This is a genomic window from Thermosynechococcus sp. Uc (genome assembly GCF_029335995.1).
Classification (GTDB): domain Bacteria; phylum Cyanobacteriota; class Cyanobacteriia; order Thermosynechococcales; family Thermosynechococcaceae; genus Thermosynechococcus.
In genome coordinates this window covers 1-18,795 of the sequence record NZ_JARJMS020000103.1, presented here as the reverse complement: position 1 = coordinate 18,795, position 18,795 = coordinate 1, and the positions used below count along the sequence as shown (strand labels likewise).

General features: G+C 52.7%; 15 protein-coding genes, 2 tRNA genes and 2 pseudogenes. 9 read left to right on the top strand and 10 right to left on the bottom strand.

Annotated elements, in window-relative coordinates; genetic code table 11:
* A pseudogene (locus tag P3X23_RS11490) lies at positions 1-456 on the top strand (NAD+ synthase); the annotation flags it as partial.
* Positions 457-463: 7 nt separating this feature from the next.
* Here the strand turns inward: P3X23_RS11490 and P3X23_RS11485 are convergent.
* From P3X23_RS11485 to murC, 3 genes are read right to left on the bottom strand one after another with little or no spacing between them, the layout of a single operon-like run.
* Complete coding sequence (locus tag P3X23_RS11485) at positions 464-1,546, bottom strand: glycosyltransferase (protein ID WP_300876885.1); 1,083 nt, start codon at positions 1,544-1,546, stop codon at positions 464-466.
* A gap of 5 nt (positions 1,547-1,551) precedes the next feature.
* Complete coding sequence (murB, locus tag P3X23_RS11480) at positions 1,552-2,457, bottom strand: UDP-N-acetylmuramate dehydrogenase (RefSeq protein ID WP_300876882.1); 906 nt, start codon at positions 2,455-2,457, stop codon at positions 1,552-1,554.
* Complete coding sequence (gene murC, locus P3X23_RS11475) at positions 2,454-3,878, bottom strand: UDP-N-acetylmuramate--L-alanine ligase (protein WP_367186625.1); 1,425 nt, start codon at positions 3,876-3,878, stop codon at positions 2,454-2,456. The genes murB and murC overlap by 4 nt, the downstream gene beginning before the upstream one ends.
* A 368-nt stretch (positions 3,879-4,246) precedes the next feature.
* On the opposite strand from murC, the gene P3X23_RS11470 reads away from it, so the two are divergent.
* The 5 genes from P3X23_RS11470 to fba all read left to right on the top strand — a co-directional run bounded on the left by P3X23_RS11470 (position 4,247) and on the right by fba (position 8,799).
* Positions 4,247-5,188, top strand: a complete 942-nt coding sequence (locus tag P3X23_RS11470) for a Ycf66 family protein (RefSeq protein WP_300876880.1) — start codon at positions 4,247-4,249, stop codon at positions 5,186-5,188.
* Positions 5,189-5,681: 493 nt separating this feature from the next.
* A complete protein-coding gene (locus tag P3X23_RS11465) occupies positions 5,682-5,885 on the top strand; it encodes a DUF2811 domain-containing protein (protein ID WP_011056228.1) in 204 nt (67 codons plus the stop codon).
* A 24-nt stretch (positions 5,886-5,909) separates the two neighbouring features.
* Complete coding sequence (hemG, locus tag P3X23_RS11460) at positions 5,910-7,313, top strand: protoporphyrinogen oxidase (protein WP_300876877.1); 1,404 nt, start codon at positions 5,910-5,912, stop codon at positions 7,311-7,313.
* Positions 7,314-7,315: 2 nt separating this feature from the next.
* Positions 7,316-7,561 (top strand): type II toxin-antitoxin system HicB family antitoxin, encoded by a 246-nt coding sequence (locus P3X23_RS11455; RefSeq protein ID WP_300876874.1) that lies wholly within the window; start codon positions 7,316-7,318, stop codon positions 7,559-7,561.
* 158 nt (positions 7,562-7,719) lie between these two features.
* On the top strand, positions 7,720-8,799 hold the full coding sequence (gene fba, locus P3X23_RS11450; protein ID WP_300876872.1) for a class II fructose-bisphosphate aldolase: 1,080 nt from the start codon (positions 7,720-7,722) through the stop codon (positions 8,797-8,799).
* Between the two features lie 112 nt (positions 8,800-8,911).
* On the opposite strand, the gene P3X23_RS11445 is transcribed toward fba, so the two are convergent.
* Positions 8,912-8,985: transfer RNA gene (locus P3X23_RS11445), tRNA-Arg, on the bottom strand.
* 118 nt (positions 8,986-9,103) lie between these two features.
* Here P3X23_RS11445 and P3X23_RS11440 point away from each other — a divergent pair.
* From P3X23_RS11440 to P3X23_RS11430, 3 genes are all read left to right on the top strand, one after another.
* The gene (locus tag P3X23_RS11440) at positions 9,104-10,765 is read left to right on the top strand and encodes a hypothetical protein (protein ID WP_300876869.1); all 1,662 of its coding nucleotides are present in this window, start codon (positions 9,104-9,106) and stop codon (positions 10,763-10,765) included.
* 24 nt (positions 10,766-10,789) lie between these two features.
* Positions 10,790-10,871: transfer RNA gene (locus P3X23_RS11435), tRNA-Leu, on the top strand.
* Positions 10,872-11,216: 345 nt separating this feature from the next.
* Complete coding sequence (locus P3X23_RS11430; protein WP_300876866.1) at positions 11,217-11,849, top strand: TMEM165/GDT1 family protein; 633 nt, start codon at positions 11,217-11,219, stop codon at positions 11,847-11,849.
* Between the two features lie 30 nt (positions 11,850-11,879).
* On the opposite strand, the gene P3X23_RS11425 is transcribed toward P3X23_RS11430, so the two are convergent.
* From P3X23_RS11425 to P3X23_RS11400, 6 genes and pseudogenes are all read right to left on the bottom strand, one after another.
* Positions 11,880-13,598: a hypothetical protein gene (locus tag P3X23_RS11425; RefSeq protein ID WP_300876863.1), complete on the bottom strand. Its 1,719-nt coding sequence runs from the start codon at positions 13,596-13,598 to the stop codon at positions 11,880-11,882.
* Between the two features lie 111 nt (positions 13,599-13,709).
* Positions 13,710-14,690 carry a SpoIID/LytB domain-containing protein gene (locus tag P3X23_RS11420; protein WP_300876861.1) on the bottom strand — a complete coding sequence of 327 codons (981 nt, stop codon included), beginning with the start codon at positions 14,688-14,690 and terminating at the stop codon, positions 13,710-13,712.
* Between the two features lie 146 nt (positions 14,691-14,836).
* Complete coding sequence (locus P3X23_RS11415) at positions 14,837-15,826, bottom strand: glycosyltransferase family 4 protein (protein WP_300876888.1); 990 nt, start codon at positions 15,824-15,826, stop codon at positions 14,837-14,839.
* Positions 15,827-15,922: 96 nt separating this feature from the next.
* Positions 15,923-16,870 carry a F0F1 ATP synthase subunit gamma gene (locus tag P3X23_RS11410; protein ID WP_300876859.1) on the bottom strand — a complete coding sequence of 316 codons (948 nt, stop codon included), beginning with the start codon at positions 16,868-16,870 and terminating at the stop codon, positions 15,923-15,925.
* Positions 16,871-16,932: 62 nt separating this feature from the next.
* A complete protein-coding gene (locus P3X23_RS11405) occupies positions 16,933-17,991 on the bottom strand; it encodes a hypothetical protein (protein ID WP_300876857.1) in 1,059 nt (352 codons plus the stop codon).
* A 68-nt stretch (positions 17,992-18,059) separates the two neighbouring features.
* A pseudogene (locus P3X23_RS11400) lies at positions 18,060-18,795 on the bottom strand (RNA-guided endonuclease InsQ/TnpB family protein); the annotation flags it as partial.

Sequence of the window (18,795 nt, the reverse complement as noted above, 5' to 3'; positions counted from 1 at the left end):
CCTGCCTCGGGCCAACTGACCGCACCCCGCCCCCATCACGGGGGGCGGGCCGCCCTTTCCCCCGTGCCCCAAACCCCGTGGCAATTACAACTTCCATGGGATCACTCTCCCGGCCCCCCGGGGGATTCCTATACCAAACCGCGGTTTTCCCGTTTTGTGGGGCTACCCCCCCCCATCCTCACTAAAGCCCCCAGCGCCGAATTGAAGCCCGGTCAAACCGATCAAGATAGCCTACCGCCCTATGACATTCTCGATGGCATTTTGGCACGGATGATTGACCGCCACCAGTCGGATCAAGAAATCGCTGCGGCAGGGTACGACCTAGGGCTTGTACAGCAGATTCGCCGCATGGTTCAACGGGCAGAATTCAAACGCCAGCAGGCAGCACCGGGCTTAAAAATTACCGATCGCGCCTTTGGATCGGGTTGGCGGATGCCAATCGCAGCGCAGTGGTAAGGGCAGTTTAAGCAGGTAGGAATCCCATGGCTTGGAGTTCTTGGGTGAGGCGTTGGGCTTCCGCAGGATCTTGATCCTGTAATAAGTGAATGGCTTGATGCAGTTTGTCAAGGGCAGCACTCACTTGTCCTAAACGCAGTAGGAGTGCTCCCTGATTCTGATAGGCTAGGGCACAGGTGGGATCTAAGGCTTGCAGGCGATCGTAGGTTGCTAGGGCATCGCCCCAGCGTTTTAATTGCTTTTGGGCATCTGCTAGCCGCAGATAGGTGGCAAGATGCATCATCTCAGGGGTAGGGGTTTTTAGAGCCGTTTCATAGGCGGCAATTGCCTCCTGCCACTCACCGCGTTCGGCATAGAGATTCCCCTGCTGATAGTGGAGTTCATGGGCGATCGCCGGAGGGAGTGTCTTCGCTTTTAAGCCTTGTTCTAAACACTGCTGAGCCTGCTCCAAGTCACCCATGGCCAGATAGACACCGGCTAGTTTACTCCACAGGTAGGCATCCTCAGGGTGTTGCTCAAGGTAGCGGCGCATAATCCGTTTGGCTCGTTCCTGTTTCTGTTGCCGCTGGGAGCCAAGATAGCCGCTATGGACAATGGCGACACCGTTGACGTGACCAATTTGCCAATGGGGTTCCCGCTGTTGCAGGGCAAGAACGCTGTCATCAATTGTTTCGTGGTAGGCACGCTGAAAGAAGAGGTCTGGATGGCGACGAAAGAGCCGAGACACATAAGTATAGGGCGGCACTACGCCCAATTCTCGCCGTAGGAGTGTCACCACAAGCCAGTGGGGTTGTTGGCAAATGTCAGGCAGTACAGCAGCAAAGGCGGGAGTTAAGGTTTCATCGGCATCAAGAACCAGTACCCACTCCGTCGCGACGTATTTTAGGGCAATGTTGCGAGCTGCAGCAAAATCCTCTTGCCAAGGAGCTTCATAGACCCGTGCCCCCCAATTGCGGGCGATCGCCACTGTGTCATCCTGAGATCCTGTATCCACAATCACCGCTTCATCCACCACACCAGCCACACTGGCAAGGCATTGGGGCAAGCGTTCCGCCTCGTTGCGCACAATCATGCAGAGGGTAATGGCCATAGGGACTAGGCAAAGTCACCAATCAGCTTTACTTCTGGGTGCAGCCACACCGACCAGCGATCGGCTACAGCGGTTTGCACATAGCGGATCAAACGATAGACATCCATGGCCGTTGCCCCGCCACAGTTGAGGATAAAGTTGGCGTGTTTTTCAGAAACTTGAGCTCGTCCAATCTGATAGCCCTTCAGGCCCGTTTGCTCAATTAACCAACCCGCTGTTTGCTCTTGGGGATTGCGAAAGACACTGCCACAGTTGGGGAAATCATAGGGCTGTGTCCGCAGGCGATCGCTCAGGTGTTTTTGAGTTGCTGCCTTTACTTGCGCTGGATCATGGCCGGGCTCCAACTGCCATGTAGCTTGCAGTACTAGGCGCTGCGTATCCTGAAGACTAGATGTGCGGTAGGCATAGCCCAACTCCCGTGCCGACACCACTGCCAACGTGCCATCGGGTTCTAAAATGACTGCCGATACCAGCCGCTCCGCTGTACAGCCACCGTGGGCACCCGCATTCATAACCACTGCCCCTCCTACGGTGCCGGGGATGCCAACCATCCACTCTAGACCGTGCCAGCCCAGTTTTGCTACATGGTGAGCCAACTTAGGCAGGGGATAACCCGCACCCACCGTGAGCTGTCCAGTCTCCAAATCACTTTTGAGATAGCGTAGATGCCTGGTGGAAATCACTAGCCCCGGCACACCGCGATCGCTGACCAGCAGATTAGACCCTGCCCCCAAAACTGTAATTGGCAGTTTCTGCGCCTGTGCCCAGGTATAGGCTGCCTGCAATTCAGCAACTGTACGGGGTGCCACTAACCATTCGGCAGAGCCACCCACACCGAGGGTGGTCAATTCCGCAAGGGAAACTTGCCGTTGTAGGGGACACTGGGTTTGTGGCAAGCAGGCCAAGGTCATAGGGCGATCGCCTCAGTGAGGGCAGAGACACTTAGTTGTGCTTGATCCGCCATGACAGACGGAATCAGTTGATTGAGGTTGCCAGCTCCAAGGAAGATAACCAGATCTCCCGGTTGCAGCAGATGCACCAAGCGATTTTGTACCGCTTCAAGGGTGGGGCAGTAATCCACTGAAGGATGATACTGGCGGGTACAGGTGGCAACATCGGCACCGCTAATTGTGCCAGGATTGGGTTCGCCGGCACTATAAATATCCGTCAAGATCACGTGATCCGCCGCAGTGAAGCACTGGGCAAAGGCATCGAGAAAGGTTTGTGTACGGCTATAGCGATGGGGCTGAAACACCGCCACCACTCGTTGCCAAGGGGCTTGAGTACCCGCTTGCAGACGAGCTGCCTCTAGGGTTGCCCTAATTTCGCTGGGGTGGTGTGCATAGTCATCGATGAAGCGAATCCCATTCACTTGTCCCCGTTCTTCAAAGCGGCGGCGGGCACCGCGAAACTCCAAAAGGGCAGCAGCAATGGTGGCAAAATCAATGCCGAGATAACGTCCCACCGCAATCACCGCTAGGGCGTTTTGCAGGTTGTGGGCTCCCAAGACATTCAGTTGCAGAATCCCAAGGGATGTGCCCCGCTCCCAAACCCGTGCCGTAGTGCCCTCAGAGGTGTATTGAATATGATCTACACAGTAGTCCACCGCCGCTTGCCGCTGAAGGCTATAGGTCAACAGGCGCGGGTGGTGCAGGCGATCGCGGATATTCGGACAGTCGGCACAGCCAATCACAGTGTCTGCTTGATTGGCAAACTGTTGAAACGTGGCCACTACTTCTTCAAGAGAACTGTAGTGATCGGGGTGGTCAAGCTCAATATTAGTAATGACGCCAATATGGGGATGGAATTTGCGCAAAGAGCCATCGGACTCATCCGCTTCAGCAACAAGGTAAGGACTTTGACCCACACGAGCGTTGCCCTGCCAAGCCGCCACTTCACCGCCGACAATAATTGTTGGATCCAGCCCCGCCTGCAGCAGCAGATAGGCAATCATGCTACTGGTGGTTGTCTTGCCGTGGGTACCGGCAACGGCAATACTTTGACTGCGGTGCATCAGTGCCGCCAACACATCAGAACGGTGAAAAATGGGACAGCCTAGCTTTTGAGCCGCTTGATATTCAGGGTTATCGCTGCGAATGGCGGTGGAGCAGATGACTTGAGGAAGGGGGGTAAAGGGATAGGTTTCAAGGTTGGCGGCACTCTGGCCAATAAAAATCTGCACACCTAACTCAGCCAGTTGCTCAGTCAAACGGTTAGGGTGCAAATCTGACCCAGAGACCTTAAAGCCCTGCTTAGCAAGAATATAGGCAAGGGCTGACATACCAATACCACCAATGCCAATGAAGTGGAATGGACGCTCGCTAAACTCCATCACTGGCTGCTTTGCCACAAACAACTCCTTTGCTCCACCCAAAAGAAGTACCTTAAAGTTAATTAGCTAGTACCAATATACTAATATCAATAAATAGACTAATATCAATAAGCATAAATTCCTAGGCTCATCATAGCAGGTCACCCTCCCTCCCTATGGGCTAATACTGGCAGATCCAAGGCAAATATGTCATCCTCAGCCAACAATTTCTCGCAAACAGTTTATCGCCGATTCTTTGACCACGGTTCTGCTTAGAAATTAGGAGATTCGACAAAGAATAAACTCTAGCAGAGACAAATCCAGTGCGGTGTAAGGTAGAAGGTTGATACCGCCCTGTCGGTATGTTGTTATCTTGCTGAGGACTGGGAATGCTGACGAACTTACTGGCTTGGAGTATGGCGATCGCCAGTTTAGGCTTGTATCTGTTGGGGTTCTTCCTACCGGAGCTGTACCGTAGGTTTGATCTGATAGCCAGTGGCGCGGGATTATTCTTTGCTTTGACCCTGTGGATCTATGGCGATCGCATTGGCGGGGGCTTGCTTTTGGGAACAACAGCCGCCGTGGCTCTAATTCTTTGGTTTGGTTGGCAAACCCTCAGCTATCGCTGGCAACTTACTTACCCTGGGGATCGCACCGATACCCAAAAAGCCCAAGCTCTCTGGCAAAAGATTCAGTCTCTGCTGCCCGCAGGTACCCTTGCCAAAATCGGTGAGCAACTGCAAAGTCGGATTGCTTCCCTGCGCGATCGCCTCCAGAAGCAGCCCGATCGCCCCCAGTTTCCTGGGGATACCCCACCACCGCCAATGGATACCGGCAATATCAAAGAAGACCTGTGGACAGAGGAAACAGCGACCTCCAGTACCGCTGCTCAACAATCGACCCCTCCCACAGGATCAGCACAAACTGCTGAACCTGAACCGACACCACCCCCCCTTGAAAAGACAACTCCTAGCGCCACCGCAGCCACTCCAACAGATACAGCGGCTAATCTACCTGCCGCAGCAGGTGCCGCAACGCCAGACTCACCCACCATTCCTGCTCCAGAGGAACCTGTGGAACAGACCCCTCCTGAAACCGGAGCCGTGACGCCCCCTGAGACAGCAGTTGAGGCTCCAGAACCCACAGTGACCCCTGAAGCAGGGGTTGAACCGCCTCCAGCCCCTGAATCGCGCCCCGCTGCCGCCGGTCTTGTAGGGGATATTCCCGAAAGTAGCGACAGTGAAGATAAGGCAGAGGGGTCAACCATTGAAAATCCAGAGTATCCTGCCCCTGAGGACGATGACTGGCCGCCCCGTGAAGCCCGTCTTTAATAAAGTCATGGATTCCTGACTTTTTACTTCTTTATTTTCTCTGAAGTAAAGCTTAATAGAATCTTAATTTTCCCCTAACTTTCCCCAGAAATTCCTCAATTTTCCCAAGGTTTTCCACAGATCGAGGGGGAGTTTTCCACAGGTCTTCACGGTGTGATCGCATTTCAAGGCATTTCTGGGGATAACCGCCTGTGGCGGGTTGGGGAAAACGCGAGGAGCCCTAAAAGTCTGGAAATGCTCATTCTGTCGTAGATTGCGATCGCCAAGATAGGTGAAAACAAGGATTGACAGACCCTAGGACAACCCAGACAATGGAGTTCCACGGATAGAGATTTGCTTGCTCTGAAACCCTGTGAAAGAGGCCTCAATCCCGCTGCCGCTCTGAAGCTTTGGGATGGGGTCAGGACTTTTGTCGGCGTTTTCCACAGGTTCACTTAGAGCGAGCGGATTGCGCCTGCGATTTTATCTTGGTTTTATTGAGGTAACTCACGGTATGAACGCTCAAGCCACCATCAGTATTCTGGCCGAGATTCCAGAGGAGCTACATGAAACCCTGAAATACTACCTCGAGCGGCATCCCGACTGGGATCAGGATCGCGTTTTTGTTGCTGCACTGTCGCTCTTTTTGCTGCAAAATGGAGAATGCGATCGCCGCACGGCACGGGTTTATCTCGACTCGTTGTTTAAGCGATCCTAAACCCTTCGGAGGGCAGCAAAACGGGTGAGTGAGGTAAATGTCGCAATTGTTGGTGGTGGCCTCAGTGGCCTAAGTACTGCCTGGCGGTTGCAGCAAACCGCTCCTCAGTACAGCTTGGTTCTCCTAGAGGCCAGCGATCGCCTTGGTGGCAATATTACGACGCAAGCAGCAGACGGCTTTATCTGGGAATTAGGCCCCAATAGTTTTGCCCCCACCCCTGCTTTACTGCAACTAATTGCTGAGGTGGGCTTACAGTCCGAGTTGATTCGGGGCGATCGCCACCTACCGCGTTACATCTACTGGCGGGGGCAACTCTACCCCCTAGAGCCCACCCGTCCCCTTGCCTTGGCCAGCTCAAATCTCCTTAGCCCTTGGGGAAAAGTGCGAGCAGCCCTTGGCGCCCTTGGATTTGTACCCCCCTATCTGGGTAGTGGCGACGAGTCAGTCAATTCATTTTTTCGCCGCCATTTGGGGCAAGAGGTGGCCGAGCGACTAGTGGCGCCCTTTGTCTCTGGGGTTTATGCGGGTGATCCGCAACAATTGAGTGTGGCTGCCGCTTTTCGCCGCATTGCTCAACTGGAGAAACTAGGGGGTGGCCTCATTGCCGGTGCCCTGCGCCTACGGCGGCAACTCCCCCCTCAACCAAAGCCCCCTGCAGGTGTGCAGATGCGACCGGGAGAACTGGGCTCCTTTAGGGAAGGCTTGGTGGCTCTCCCGCGGGCGATCGCCCAGCATCTGAAGACCCCGATTCATCTGCAAACCCCCGTTCAAGAGATCACCCCAGAACCCAAGGGTGGCTACTTACTGCGCAGCGGTGAGCAAACATGGCACGCCCGCAGTGTGGTTTTAGCAACGCCTGCCTATCGAACTGCAGAGTTGGTAGCACCCTTTCAACCAGCGATCGCCGATGTTTTGGCCACCATTCCCTATCCCACCGTCGCCTGTGTGGTCTTGGCCTATCCTGCTGGACTAGGGCGCAGCGTCCGCCCCGGCTTTGGGGTACTGATTCCTCGCAGTCAGGGCATCCGTACCCTTGGCACCATTTGGTCGTCCTGTCTCTTTCCCCAACGTACTCCCGCCGGTTGGCAAGTCTTTACGAGTTTTATTGGCGGTGCCACCGATCCTGATTTGGCTAGCCTTAGTGAAGAAGCCATTGTCCAACAGGTACAGCAGGATTTGACCCGACTCCTTGGGTTGCCCGCAGCCAAGGCACGGTTACTTGGTATGAAGGTATGGCAACGGGCGATTCCTCAATATATTGTGGGCTACCCTGAGCAGTGGCAGCGGGTGACCGATGCCCTACGGCAGACCCGCGGTCTTTTTCTGTGCAGTAACTATGCCGATGGCGTTGCATTGGGCGATCGCGTCGAGCATGGCAATCGAACTGCCGCTGCTGTTGCTGCCTACCTTTCAGGAGGCCACCCCTAGAGATGTCCCTATCGAGCTATATGAATGCAGCGCTGGAGCAGGCTGTCTATCACTTCAATACAGAGGATGGCCTGATCCATGGTGAAATTCCTGAACTTGAGGGAATGAAGGCTAAAGGGAAGACAGTCCTTGAATGCCGTGAGCATCTTTCCGAACTCTTGGAGGATTGGATCTATTTCCATATCTCCCGAGGGATTCCTGTACCTGTGATTAACGGTATTGAAGTTCCTGTACGCGAGACTTTTTGAGTATTCTCCCCGCTATATACCGCTTATCTATAGAAAAGGGCTGTATTCTCAATAGGCCAGCGATCGCTCCTCGTAACATAAACGAGCAAACATAGCCTAAGATTATCGGTAAGGTTAACGAAGCGATACATCCGCTCTACTAAGGAGGACATCACCCTATGGCACTCGTACCCATGCGCTTGCTGCTGGATCACGCAGCCGAAAATGGTTACGGCATTCCCGCCTTCAACGTCAACAACATGGAGCAAATTCAGGCCATCATGCAGGCAGCCCATGAAACCGACAGTCCCGTGATTTTGCAAGCCTCGCGGGGTGCCCGCAAATATGCTGGAGAAAACTTCCTGCGTCACCTGATTTTGGCTGCAGTGGAAACCTACCCCCACATCCCCATTGTCATGCACCAAGACCATGGTAACGAGCCTGCCACCTGCTACTCCGCTATTCGCAACGGCTTTACCAGTGTGATGATGGATGGCTCCCTTGAAGCCGACGCCAAAACCCCCGCTAGCTATGAATACAACGTTGCCGTCACCAGTGAAGTCGTAAAAGTCGCGCACTCCATTGGTGTTTCTGTAGAAGGCGAGCTGGGCTGCCTTGGCTCCTTGGAAACCGGTAAAGGGGAAGCTGAAGATGGCCACGGGTTTGAAGGCGCCCTCGATCACTCGATGCTGCTCACTGACCCTGATCAGGCCGTGGATTTTGTGGAGCGCACCCAAGTGGATGCCCTTGCGGTGGCCATTGGAACCAGCCACGGTGCCTACAAATTTAGCCGCAAACCCACCGGTGAAATTCTCGCCATCAGTCGCATTGAAGAAATCCACCGCCGTCTGCCCAACACCCACTTGGTAATGCACGGTTCTAGCTCAGTGCCCCAAGACTTGATTGACCTCATCAACCAGTACGGTGGTGCAATTCCTGAAACTTACGGTGTGCCTGTGGAAGAAATCCAAAAAGGCATTAAAAGCGGTGTGCGCAAAGTGAACATTGACACCGACAATCGCCTAGCCATTACCGCTGCAGTGCGCGAAGCTTTGGCCTTGGCACCCAAGGAATTTGACCCCCGTCACTTCCTCAAACCCTCTATTAAATACATGCAAAAAGTATGTGCTGATCGCTATCAGCAATTTGGTGCCGCCGGCAACGCCAGTAAAATTAAGCAACTCAGCCTCGATGACTATGCCGCCAAGTATGCCAAAGGTGAACTCAAACAAGTGACTCAAAAAACCGTGGTGGTCTAGCCAGTCGGCAATCGCTAAGAAACCATAAAAATTCGATAGAGGGTGGCGACGGTCACCCTTTTTTGTTTGAATCAATGAATAAATAGAGCAATACTTTTATCAATTGATTCAACGGGCTTGGAGGGACTCGAACCCCCGACCTGCTGATCCGTAGTCAGCCGCTCTAATCCACTAAGCTACAAGCCCAAGTCAGGAATATTATACTAGCATGAATTCCAAGCAAGATGAAAGGGGGAATAGAAAATTTGCTCATTGCTATGCCATCGTCAGGAGCAAAGGCCGTTGACCCAAACGGGGGGGATTCATGCTGAAGAAATACCACCGTTGGTTGCTGACGACTCCCCATCTACCGCGATCGCTAGTGGCTTTTGGTCTGAGTCTAGCTGCGCTTGCCCTACTAGATCGCAGTGCCAATCTTGTCTTCGCTCTCCTCAAACATAGTGCCCCCAACCTGATTACTGGGTTGATTGCGGGCACCTTTGACACTAGTTTTGCCCCAGAGGTTTGGCTAGCGGTTATTGGTCTTACCTTGGGCACATTAATTATTGTCATTTCGATTGCAGCGCAAAATATTCCCAAGATTACTGAACTGTACATGCAGGACTGGACAAGCCTGATCTACGTCTGGTGTCTGCTTTTGGGCGGTGCCCACATCTTCTACATCAAGATTTTGCAGGATCTGGGAAAGCAGCCCGTTGGCAGCATCCTCTTAAATTTATATGGGCTATTACCCTTAGCGATTTTGACGGCATTGCCCTACATTTTTTACATCCTCAAGTCCATTCAGCCAGAAAGCGTGGCTCAGCAAATTTACCGTCGCCAGTATCACTACATGACTCAACTTGGTGTTGTTCTCAAGGATGGGGGCTTCTATCAGCCTCAGTTCCTGCGTCGCAGTCAAGCTCACCTCATTGCGGGGCTAAACCAATTGGATGACTTACTCGCCTATGTGGCCTTTCGCGGGGCACAAGCCGAGATTATTGGCGTGGTCAGTGAATTGCTTCAGCACTACATCAGTTGTAAGCCCAACTATCCAGCCTATTTTTTTCGCCTCAGCAGTGCGGTGATGGGGGATATTGCCTTCAAGACGATGTTTGACCAGTTTAACCAGATTGAAGAGAACCACACTTTCTATGAACAGAAGTGTTTTCGGCTCCTAGGGAACGCCTATGTACGCTTTTTAGAAGAGGAGCAGTTTCCTTTGGCGTCGCTGTGTGGCTCTGAAATGTGTGCGATCGCCCACCGCATTCTCAGTATGGGCGATGACATTTTGCTAGAGCTAATTATTATTCGCTTTAATACAATGATGCGCTTTGCCATTAAACACGGCAGCCGCCACAATGAGGCCCGCAATCTCTATAACTTGGCCTTTCACTATCGGCGGTTTATTGAGAGTTTGGTTTACTACCAACGCCCCCACCTCACTCAAAAATGTGTGAATTATCTGCGTACCTACGGCAATGAAGTGTATGAATTAGCGCAAAATAGTCCTGCCCTTTATTTCATTGTTGATGTCTTTGCCGCTGAGCTAAAGAAGATATTAATCCTAGTGAACGAGCAGCGGTGGCCAGAGCAACTGCAACTGGAACTGCTAGCGGAGATGCTGCGCTTGGATAACCCTCCAGAACTGCGCCAGCCCCAAAATGGCGATCGCGGCAAAAGTACAGGTGTCCGCCTACTGCAAATGGGACTCGCTCTGTTTTACTTAGCGCGACAGCAACCTCAGTTTGCCCAACGGATTGTCGAGGACATGGTGGAGGATGCCGCGGTTCTTGGAGTGTCAGAATTCAAACGCCGCTTTCAGCAAAATTGCGATCGCCTCCGTCATGCTCAGCCCAAGTTTTGGGAAGACACGGATCGCGGCAATGCTAATTTGTACTATTCAGAAGACACAGAGCAACTTCCCGTCCTGCAAGCTCTTGTGGATCGTGCCTGTGACGCCCTTGGGATAGTTCAGCTCCCCTAAAGCATGGTATAGTAAAAAGTCTGAGGGCGAGTGGCGAAATGGTAGACGCACTACACTCAAAATGTAGCGGGGTTTCCCCATGTCAGTTCGAGTCTGACCTCGCCCATTCATGCAACCGCCACCAAACACTTGAATATTGACAAAGGCACAGAGCGGTGAGCCATGGCCTAGGCGAATGGCTTGGTTAGGTTCTCCTTTGCTACAAAACGGTGTCCCCAAAATATCAGGAGGTATCTTAAACTTTACCAAAATTCAGGGGTTGTGCCCCCTCCGCGTTAGGTGGCCATTGGCATATTCACAGCCAAACTAAAACTTGAGCCGATGGTCATCAAACGTAATGCAGCCCTAGCCAATCGAGGGGCAAATCAACCTGATTCAAGATGGCGGCACAATTCAGGGCAGTCATGGCAGCGTGCTACCTTAAGGGATGGTCAAGTTGAAATCCTTTTCTATGCTAACAGCTTTTACTGCGGCATTGACCCTCATCACCCTTGGCGAACTGGGAGACAAAACCTTCTTTATTACTATGATTCTGGCAACCCGTCATTCAAAACGATGGGTTTTCTTGGGGGGATGGGTCGCGCTCACTCTAATGACCCTGTTGTCAGTGGCCGTGGGCAAGGTTTTTCAGCTTTTACCGCGAGAATTGACCTTTTATACAGCAATTGTGCTCTTCACCATTTTCGGCCTAAAGATGCTGATTCAGGGCTTGCAGATGGGGGATACCCCCTGTGAGGACGAGTGCGAAGCGGCAGTGGAAACAGTGGAGAAAGCGGAAGCCAATCTCAGCCGTTTGGGGAGTAATCCTGCTTGGGCGACTTTTGTGGAAGCCTTTAGTCTTACGTTCATTGCTGAATGGGGCGATCGCACCCAAATTGCTACGATTACCCTTGCTGCCACTAGCCATGCTTTGGGCGTTGCCCTCGGTGCCATTGCTGGCCATGGAATTTGTGTAGCGATCGCGGTTCTAGGAGGGGGAATGATGGCTGGACGGATTTCGGAGCGGACACTGACCCTGAGTGGGGGAGCTTTATTTTTAGTCTTTGCAATTGTAACTGCATTAAGCGGAGTGCGCACTATTTGATCAATCCTTTTGTAAGTCTATTTCTTGGGACTATTGAGTCCAGAATTGGTCAGGGGAGCACTTAGAAGCGGCAAATTCGCGCACTGTGGTGCGAATAAAGTCTTCTAGGGAACGTATGCCAGCTTGATCTGCAAACACTTTGGGGAGGTTCTGATGCACCTTCTGGCGGATATACTGGCGATATTCAGGATTTTGCCCCAGTTCGGCGGCCTTTTGAATGTAGGCTGGGATATCCGGAGCAATTAGTTCAGGTATCTCTAACAGGGTTAGAATTCCCGCTGTGTGCCGTCCGCGCATAAATCGCCCCGGTGTTGTCACGATGGGCAATTGAGCATAGTAGAGCGCCTCAAGGGTGGAATTACCCCCTGACCACTCAATACTATCCAAGAAAACATCTAAGCAGTGGAGCATAGATGTAAAGCCATAGAAGTTCAAGGGTCGTGAGAAGAAACAGTAGTCCCGATAGTCTAAATTTTTTTCAGCAAAGGATTGTTCTAGCCGCGCTTCAAACCGCCGGCGAGTGTTCTTGCTCATCATGGTGGTGAGAAAAATAAATTGACAGTTGGGAACCAATGCAGCAATTTCGGGGTAGATAGTGTCAAATTGGGGCAGATACTTAAAAACACTCTGAAGGCAACCGTAGATAACAGCGTTCTTCTTAAGCCCAAACTCCTCACGGGTGATGGGAGGCCGCGGATCCTGCGGCAGCGGCGAGAAGAAAATACCAAGATTTTTGAGTTGCACCAATTTTTCAGTGTAGTGATTCTCGCCGTCGGTAGGCTCCATTAACTCACTACTGAGAAAGTAGTCTATTGTAGGTAGCCCCGAGGTATCTGGGTGCCCCCAACTCATACACTGAATAGGCGCTAATCGCAACGCCGCCAACATTAAAACCGTGAAACTCATGCCAATTTCTGGAAAAAGGATTAAGTGGAGACGATCAGAGCGGATCTGCTTTAACCACCAATCAGGGGGATGATTCCCCTGAACAAATTTGTAGGCGTAGGTTTTAGCGATCTCTGTGCAAGAATTATTTCGATCTGAAACAGAGTAAACATACAACTCAAATTCTTCCTTATTAAGGTGTTTAAGCCAGCCATGGAGCATGAGTTTCCAGACCGTGTGTTCCCAAAAGTGTTCACTGAGAATGCCAATCCGTAGGCGCCGGTTGGGATCTACTGGCGGCAGCGGCGGACGCTCCTTGCCCTCCGGAAAGACGCTGGTTAGGACTTCGTGGAGGATGGTTCCATAGCACTGCTGGAGATTGCGCGTTTCTTTGCCCAAATAGGGCAGTAGGAAAGTATTCGTTGTGAGCAACCAAGAGTAAAGGGATTTTTTCTTCTCTGTAGAAAAGTTCTGAAAGTCGCTGTAGAAGTCTAGAAGGTCGGCCTTGAAGCGCTGATAGCATTCCTCTACCTCGGCTGCATCGCGGTAGCTGTAAAGAAGGTGGCGCGTTATGGAAAGATAGCGAATTCCTAATTCCCAATCTGTCCTCAGGCTAACTGCGGGGCGGCAAGCCTCCTCGGCTACTTCAGGCCTACTGTCGTAGCCACTCAGGAGTCCCAATAACTGCCATGAAGTTTCGAGGGTGGGATTGAGGGCAAGGGCATGATGCAGGGCAGCAATAGCGGCCTGCCTGTCTTTCTCTTCGTTTTTCTTTAGAGCCAGTTTTTGCCACCCTTTAGCAAAGGCCGTGTTACTTTTCTTGGCAGCAGCTTCCTGAAAGAAGAATTCTAGCTCAGCAGCCATTCTCAGAATCCAGCTCTCCCATTCAGTATAGCCAGTACAGCTGGGGGGAATATTCTATCCTGAGGTCACTAGCAACAGCCATATCTATATCAGTTGGCTCATGACTTCGTCTTAATTTAGACGAATTTGCGATAGGCCTGCCCCTGGATAGTAGGTTCCTAAAATTTGCAGGTGATTGTAGCCGCGCCTGCCTAGTTCATAGGCACCCGTCTGACTCATTCCCCGCCCGCCAAAGACCTCCCGTACAATGTTGTCGGTTGCTGCATACATCGAAACCATAATTCGTCCGCTTTTGGTAAGGACAATACCACGTGTGGCTTGCACTGCTGCTTGGGTAGTATTCCACTCGGTTTCAATACCGCGATACACCTGCCAGCGCTCATCATTCCCCAGATCAAAAAAGCGGCTGGCGGGTTGAAACATCTGGGCAAGGGCATAGGAACGGGCAGCAATTGCCTGTGCCTTTAAGGTTTCCATCGGCCAGTCAGGATAGACTTCTGAACCGACAACACTCACTAAGTATTGTTCTAGATCTACTTGGTTGACTGCTGTAACTGTGTTCCCCTGAGCGATGAGGCGGACGACACCGCGATACCATTTCTCACCCACGAATATCAGTTGATTGCTGGGGCGAATCCAAAGGGAGAGAGCAAGGGGTTGGCCATTCCAGAGCAATACTCCCTCACGGGCTGTGACCACAGCACCTTGGGAAGGGGCAAGCTGCGTCATCACTTGCTGTTGATCATTGGTAACGGCAGTAACTACGGTGGTGCCAATGGTGAGGGAGTGCTGATTGCGGGCGATCGCTACCCGTACTTGAGGGGCAGGGCCTTGACTGGGAGGTACAGGCTTGAGAGCAAGAGGAGGGACAGTGGGCAGGATAGTCTTAGCAGAAGTCGAGACGGGTGGTGCTGACGGGGGGGTCTGACTGGGTAGCGGCGCCAGTAGCGGGTCGCGCCCGTCTAAAATTGGCCGCGGCAGAGGCCGTTGGGGTTTAATCGGGTCAGGAATTGGTTCTGAAAGGGCAACAGGGGTTGGGGATAAGTTCCGCAAAAGCCAGATGCCTAAGCCAGCACTGGCAATTGTTGCCATAGCAAAGGAAGTGAGCAAGGATGAGTACCGTCGCTTTGCTCTGGGGAACAGAACCTCGCCCATTCAGGTTTTATCTCCACTCACACCTTGCCTATTGTATAGGGTTGTATGGGGGAGTGCAGAATTTGCCATGCCAGTTTGCTAGGCTAGGTTTGAGACAGCGCTGCCACTTGCTGTAGCCACTGTTCCACAGTATCCCCGTAAACCGCTAGGCTATACTCCTGTTCTGCCTGCTGGCGACAGGCGGCACGATCAATTTGGTCAATTTTGCCAATGGCAGCAATTAAAGCGGCGACAGAATCAGGGGGAATGAGAAACCCCGTCTGACCATCCCGGATAATTTCACTTGGTCCACCGCGATTGTAGGCAATCACGGGAACGCCGCAGGCGAGGCTCTCAATAACCACATTGCCGAAGGCTTCAACCCAGCGGGAGGTCAACAGAAGGGCGCGACACCGCCGCAGATGTGCTTGCATTTCCCGTGTGGGGAAAAATCCCAGGTATTCAATGGGGGCAGTGGGATAGTCAGTTTGAATCCGCTGCCAATAGTCATGATCTTGCAGTTGCCCCATGATCTTCAAAGGGGTACGGGTGACATTGACAGCGGCGACGGCATCCTCTAGTCCCTTTTCGGGAGCAATGCGCCCCAGCCAACAGAGGGTCTCTTCAGGGGCAGCACAAAAGTCGTAGAGCGAGAGGTCTAAGCCACTGCCCAAGCAGACACAGCGATCGCCAAAAGGGAAGGTGGCAGCTTGGGTACGGGTATAGACAGCAATGGTGCCGGGATACTGATCGAGGACATCCGCGATCGCCCGATCCATGACATCCGAGACCGAGGCCATACTCACCAGATGCCCCACAGGACGACTCAAAAAAGGCGTCAGATAAAAGGGCAACCAGTCGTAGGCAAAATTGACAATTACATCAAATTGATCTTGTAGCTGCCGCACCCGTGCCCACATATTGGCTAACACACTATTGGGCGGCAGCATAATTGGTTGATCGCGGGTTTGATGCTGGGCGGGTACTTGGAGGGCACCAGGTACTGGCTCAATTGTTGCCGCCACAGGCAGGTAGGAACCCTCAGGAGCAAGGATGTAAACGGTGTGCTGGCGATCGCCCAAAGCTTGGGCCATGTTGAGAATCGTCAACTCCACACCGCCCCCTTTTCCCGTGCCTAGAGGGCCAACTGAGGTGGAAACAAAGAGAAGTTTCAGAGGACAACTCCTGCGCTAACGGAGAGCTTCAGCGCCAGCGACCACTTCCAGAATCTCTTGAGTAATGGCGGCTTGGCGAGCTTTGTTGTAGGAGAGGGTGAGAGTACCAATTAGGGCTTGGGCATTGTCACTGGCGTTATTCATTGCCGTCATGCGTGCTGCCAGTTCCGAGGCAGCAGCCTCTTGCAGTGCCCGTAGCAACTGGTTGTTCAAGTATAGAGGCAGGAGAGCATCGAGAATTTGCACAGGATCCTGTTCAAAAATCATATCAGAGGGGAGAGCAGGCAACGTCGAAGCCACCTTCTCACGATTGACCTGTAGCTGGGAGCCACGGGTGGTCAGGCGGAAAATTTCATCATCAGCGGTCTCTAGCCCTTGGGGATCCAAGGGGAGGAGGGTCTGGACAACGGGTTTTGAACTAATGAGGGAGACAAACTTGGTGTAGATGAGTTCCACCCGATCCACCGTTTCCGAGAGAAAGAGGGAGAGCAATTCACTGGCAATTTGACCTGCCTCACTGGCAGAGGGAATTTGCTCGAGGCCAGAATAGACTGCATCAATGGGATAGTTGCGGCGCTGGAAGTATTGAGCAGCTTTGCGACCAACAATCACCAGCGTATATTTGACGCCTTCAGCTTCGAGTTCCTGGAGCCGTTCCTTTGCCCGACGGATAACGTTGGCATTGTAACCACCGCACAGACCGCGATCGCCGGTCACTACTAGCAGCGCCACCTTCTTCACAGGACGCTTGGCCAATAAAGGTAAATCAACATCTTGAAAGCGTAACCGAGTTTGCAAGCTATACAGCACCTGCGCCAAGCGATCGGCAAAGGGACGACTCGCCATCACTTGCTCTTGAGCACGGCGAACTTTTGCTGCCGCCACGAGGCGCATCGCTTCGGTAATCTTGCGGGTATCTTTAATTGTTTTAATGCGATCGCGAATAGCTTTGAGATTGGGCACGGTAATCTAAACTCCTAAGCAAAGCGTCCCTGCCCTAAGATTTTATCCCAGAGAGGGATCGCCTAGGCAGTCTTCTCACTAGAGGTTGATCTACCCTTAGCGAGAACCGTTGTGATCACAGGAACCGCCAAGGCAGCGACAGGCGGCACAATGCGGCCAATAGGCTGAGGGAAATTTAAGCTCACACTCAAGGCAGAAACTACAGTTGCTGCAATGCCACTAATCCAGAGCACTCTGTCACGCCACCGCTGTTCTCGCTTCAGTTGGTGATTTTCTTGGGCTGCAAGGGTCAGTTCCGTAGGGACAACGGTTGAGGATGGGCTGCGCAGAGCTTCTAAGTCTTGCTGAAGGGCGTGCAGTTCATTTTGAGCTTGGGCAAGTTCTTCTTGCAGGCGATCGCGCTCCCTTTCCACTTGGGTAAGCTGCCGCGTTATCTCCGCTAGTTGTTGGGCAAGGCCGGCATCTGGAGGGTTACTGAGAAGGGCTGTATCCTCTAAAGGAGCCGGTGGTGAAGCAGCCAGCCCCGTCTCAAGTTGTTGTTCGAGAGCAGCTTTTTCCGCTTGTAATGAAGCAAGTTGATCTTGAAGGGCTTCAATTTGCGCAACTTGGGATTGCAGTGTGGCAACTTGACTTTGCAGTTCGGGAATCTGGGAGACCTGAACTTGCAGTGTCGCAAGTTGTTGCTGAAGCTCGTCTTGTTGAATGAGAGCCTGTGCCAGTTCCTGTTCAAGATTTTGCCGTAGGCCGCTCAAGTTGGCGTTTTCTTCACGGAGGCGGGCAATTTCCACCTCAAGGGGGGCTGTTTCTTGCGCCCCCAGTTCTTGCCTCTTGCTTAAGAGGGCTTCATGCTCCTGCTGAAGGCGGGCAAGATCTTGGCTGAGTTGATCCCGTTGCTGTTGAACGTTGTTCAGTTCTGCAGTGAGCCGGCTAATCTGCTCCTGTAAGGCTTTGTTTTGGGCGATCGCCCGCTGTTCTGCGGTACTGGTGAGCAACTCCAATTCTGCTGTCAGAGAATTGAGATCGATATTCTGTGCGGGAGGCTCGTCCAACTCACCCAAATCACTGACGATGCTTTCTAGGAGGTCATCGGGTTGGTTGCTAGGGGGTTCTGGACTGACCATGATCCTGATACCTGGGCGAGTGCTAAGAATTGCTCCAATTATAACGATCGCTGTCCCTATCCTCTAGGCTAAAAGGCCTTCTTGACCTCCTCCTTGGCCTGAAGGCTGAGGGTTCCTGCTGCTGGCGACATTACAGCACCGCTCACTTTACAGGCGAACCGGAACTGTGGCCGCCGGTTGTCCACCACCAGCCAGTCGCCCCGCCACGCCAGCTTGTATTCCAGTTGGCAACGGCACTCAAACCAGCCTTGGTCGAGGATGGACTTGACCCCAAGTTTCTACCCAGTGGTTCGGTTATGCCTGCTGCCAACTTGGATATCTTCCGCATCCGTAAGTCCTCAATACCCACCATCGCCTGGCTGTTGTTGATTCCGCTCGAGCTCTTGTGCAGGAAATCGCGGCAGGCGTTGCCAATGCGCTTCGCTTTCTTAATTTCACTTTACAAGAGAGTGCCTGCTGCGCTTTGCGCAAAGAGGCTTCCTGCCGCTGGAAGCAATTGAGCGGCGCGTAGAACGTGCCGTCCACGAGCGTGGCAAACCGGGTCATGCCCGAGTCAATACCGACTGCGCCGTCCTGAGGCATGGGCGGCTCGGTCTGGAGGCTCCCGTACCACTTGCCGCAAGACTGGCTCTCGGTAACATTCTTGACCCGGCTATTGCGATAGCGCAGCCAACCGAGCTTCGGCAGAAACAGGCGGCTATTGGCCTGATCGAGTTTGAGCTGTTTCGGGTCGGGAGAGCGGACGCTGTCCGCTTGGCCTTTTTTCTTGAAACGTGGGAAGTCGGCTTGCTTGGCGAAGAAGTT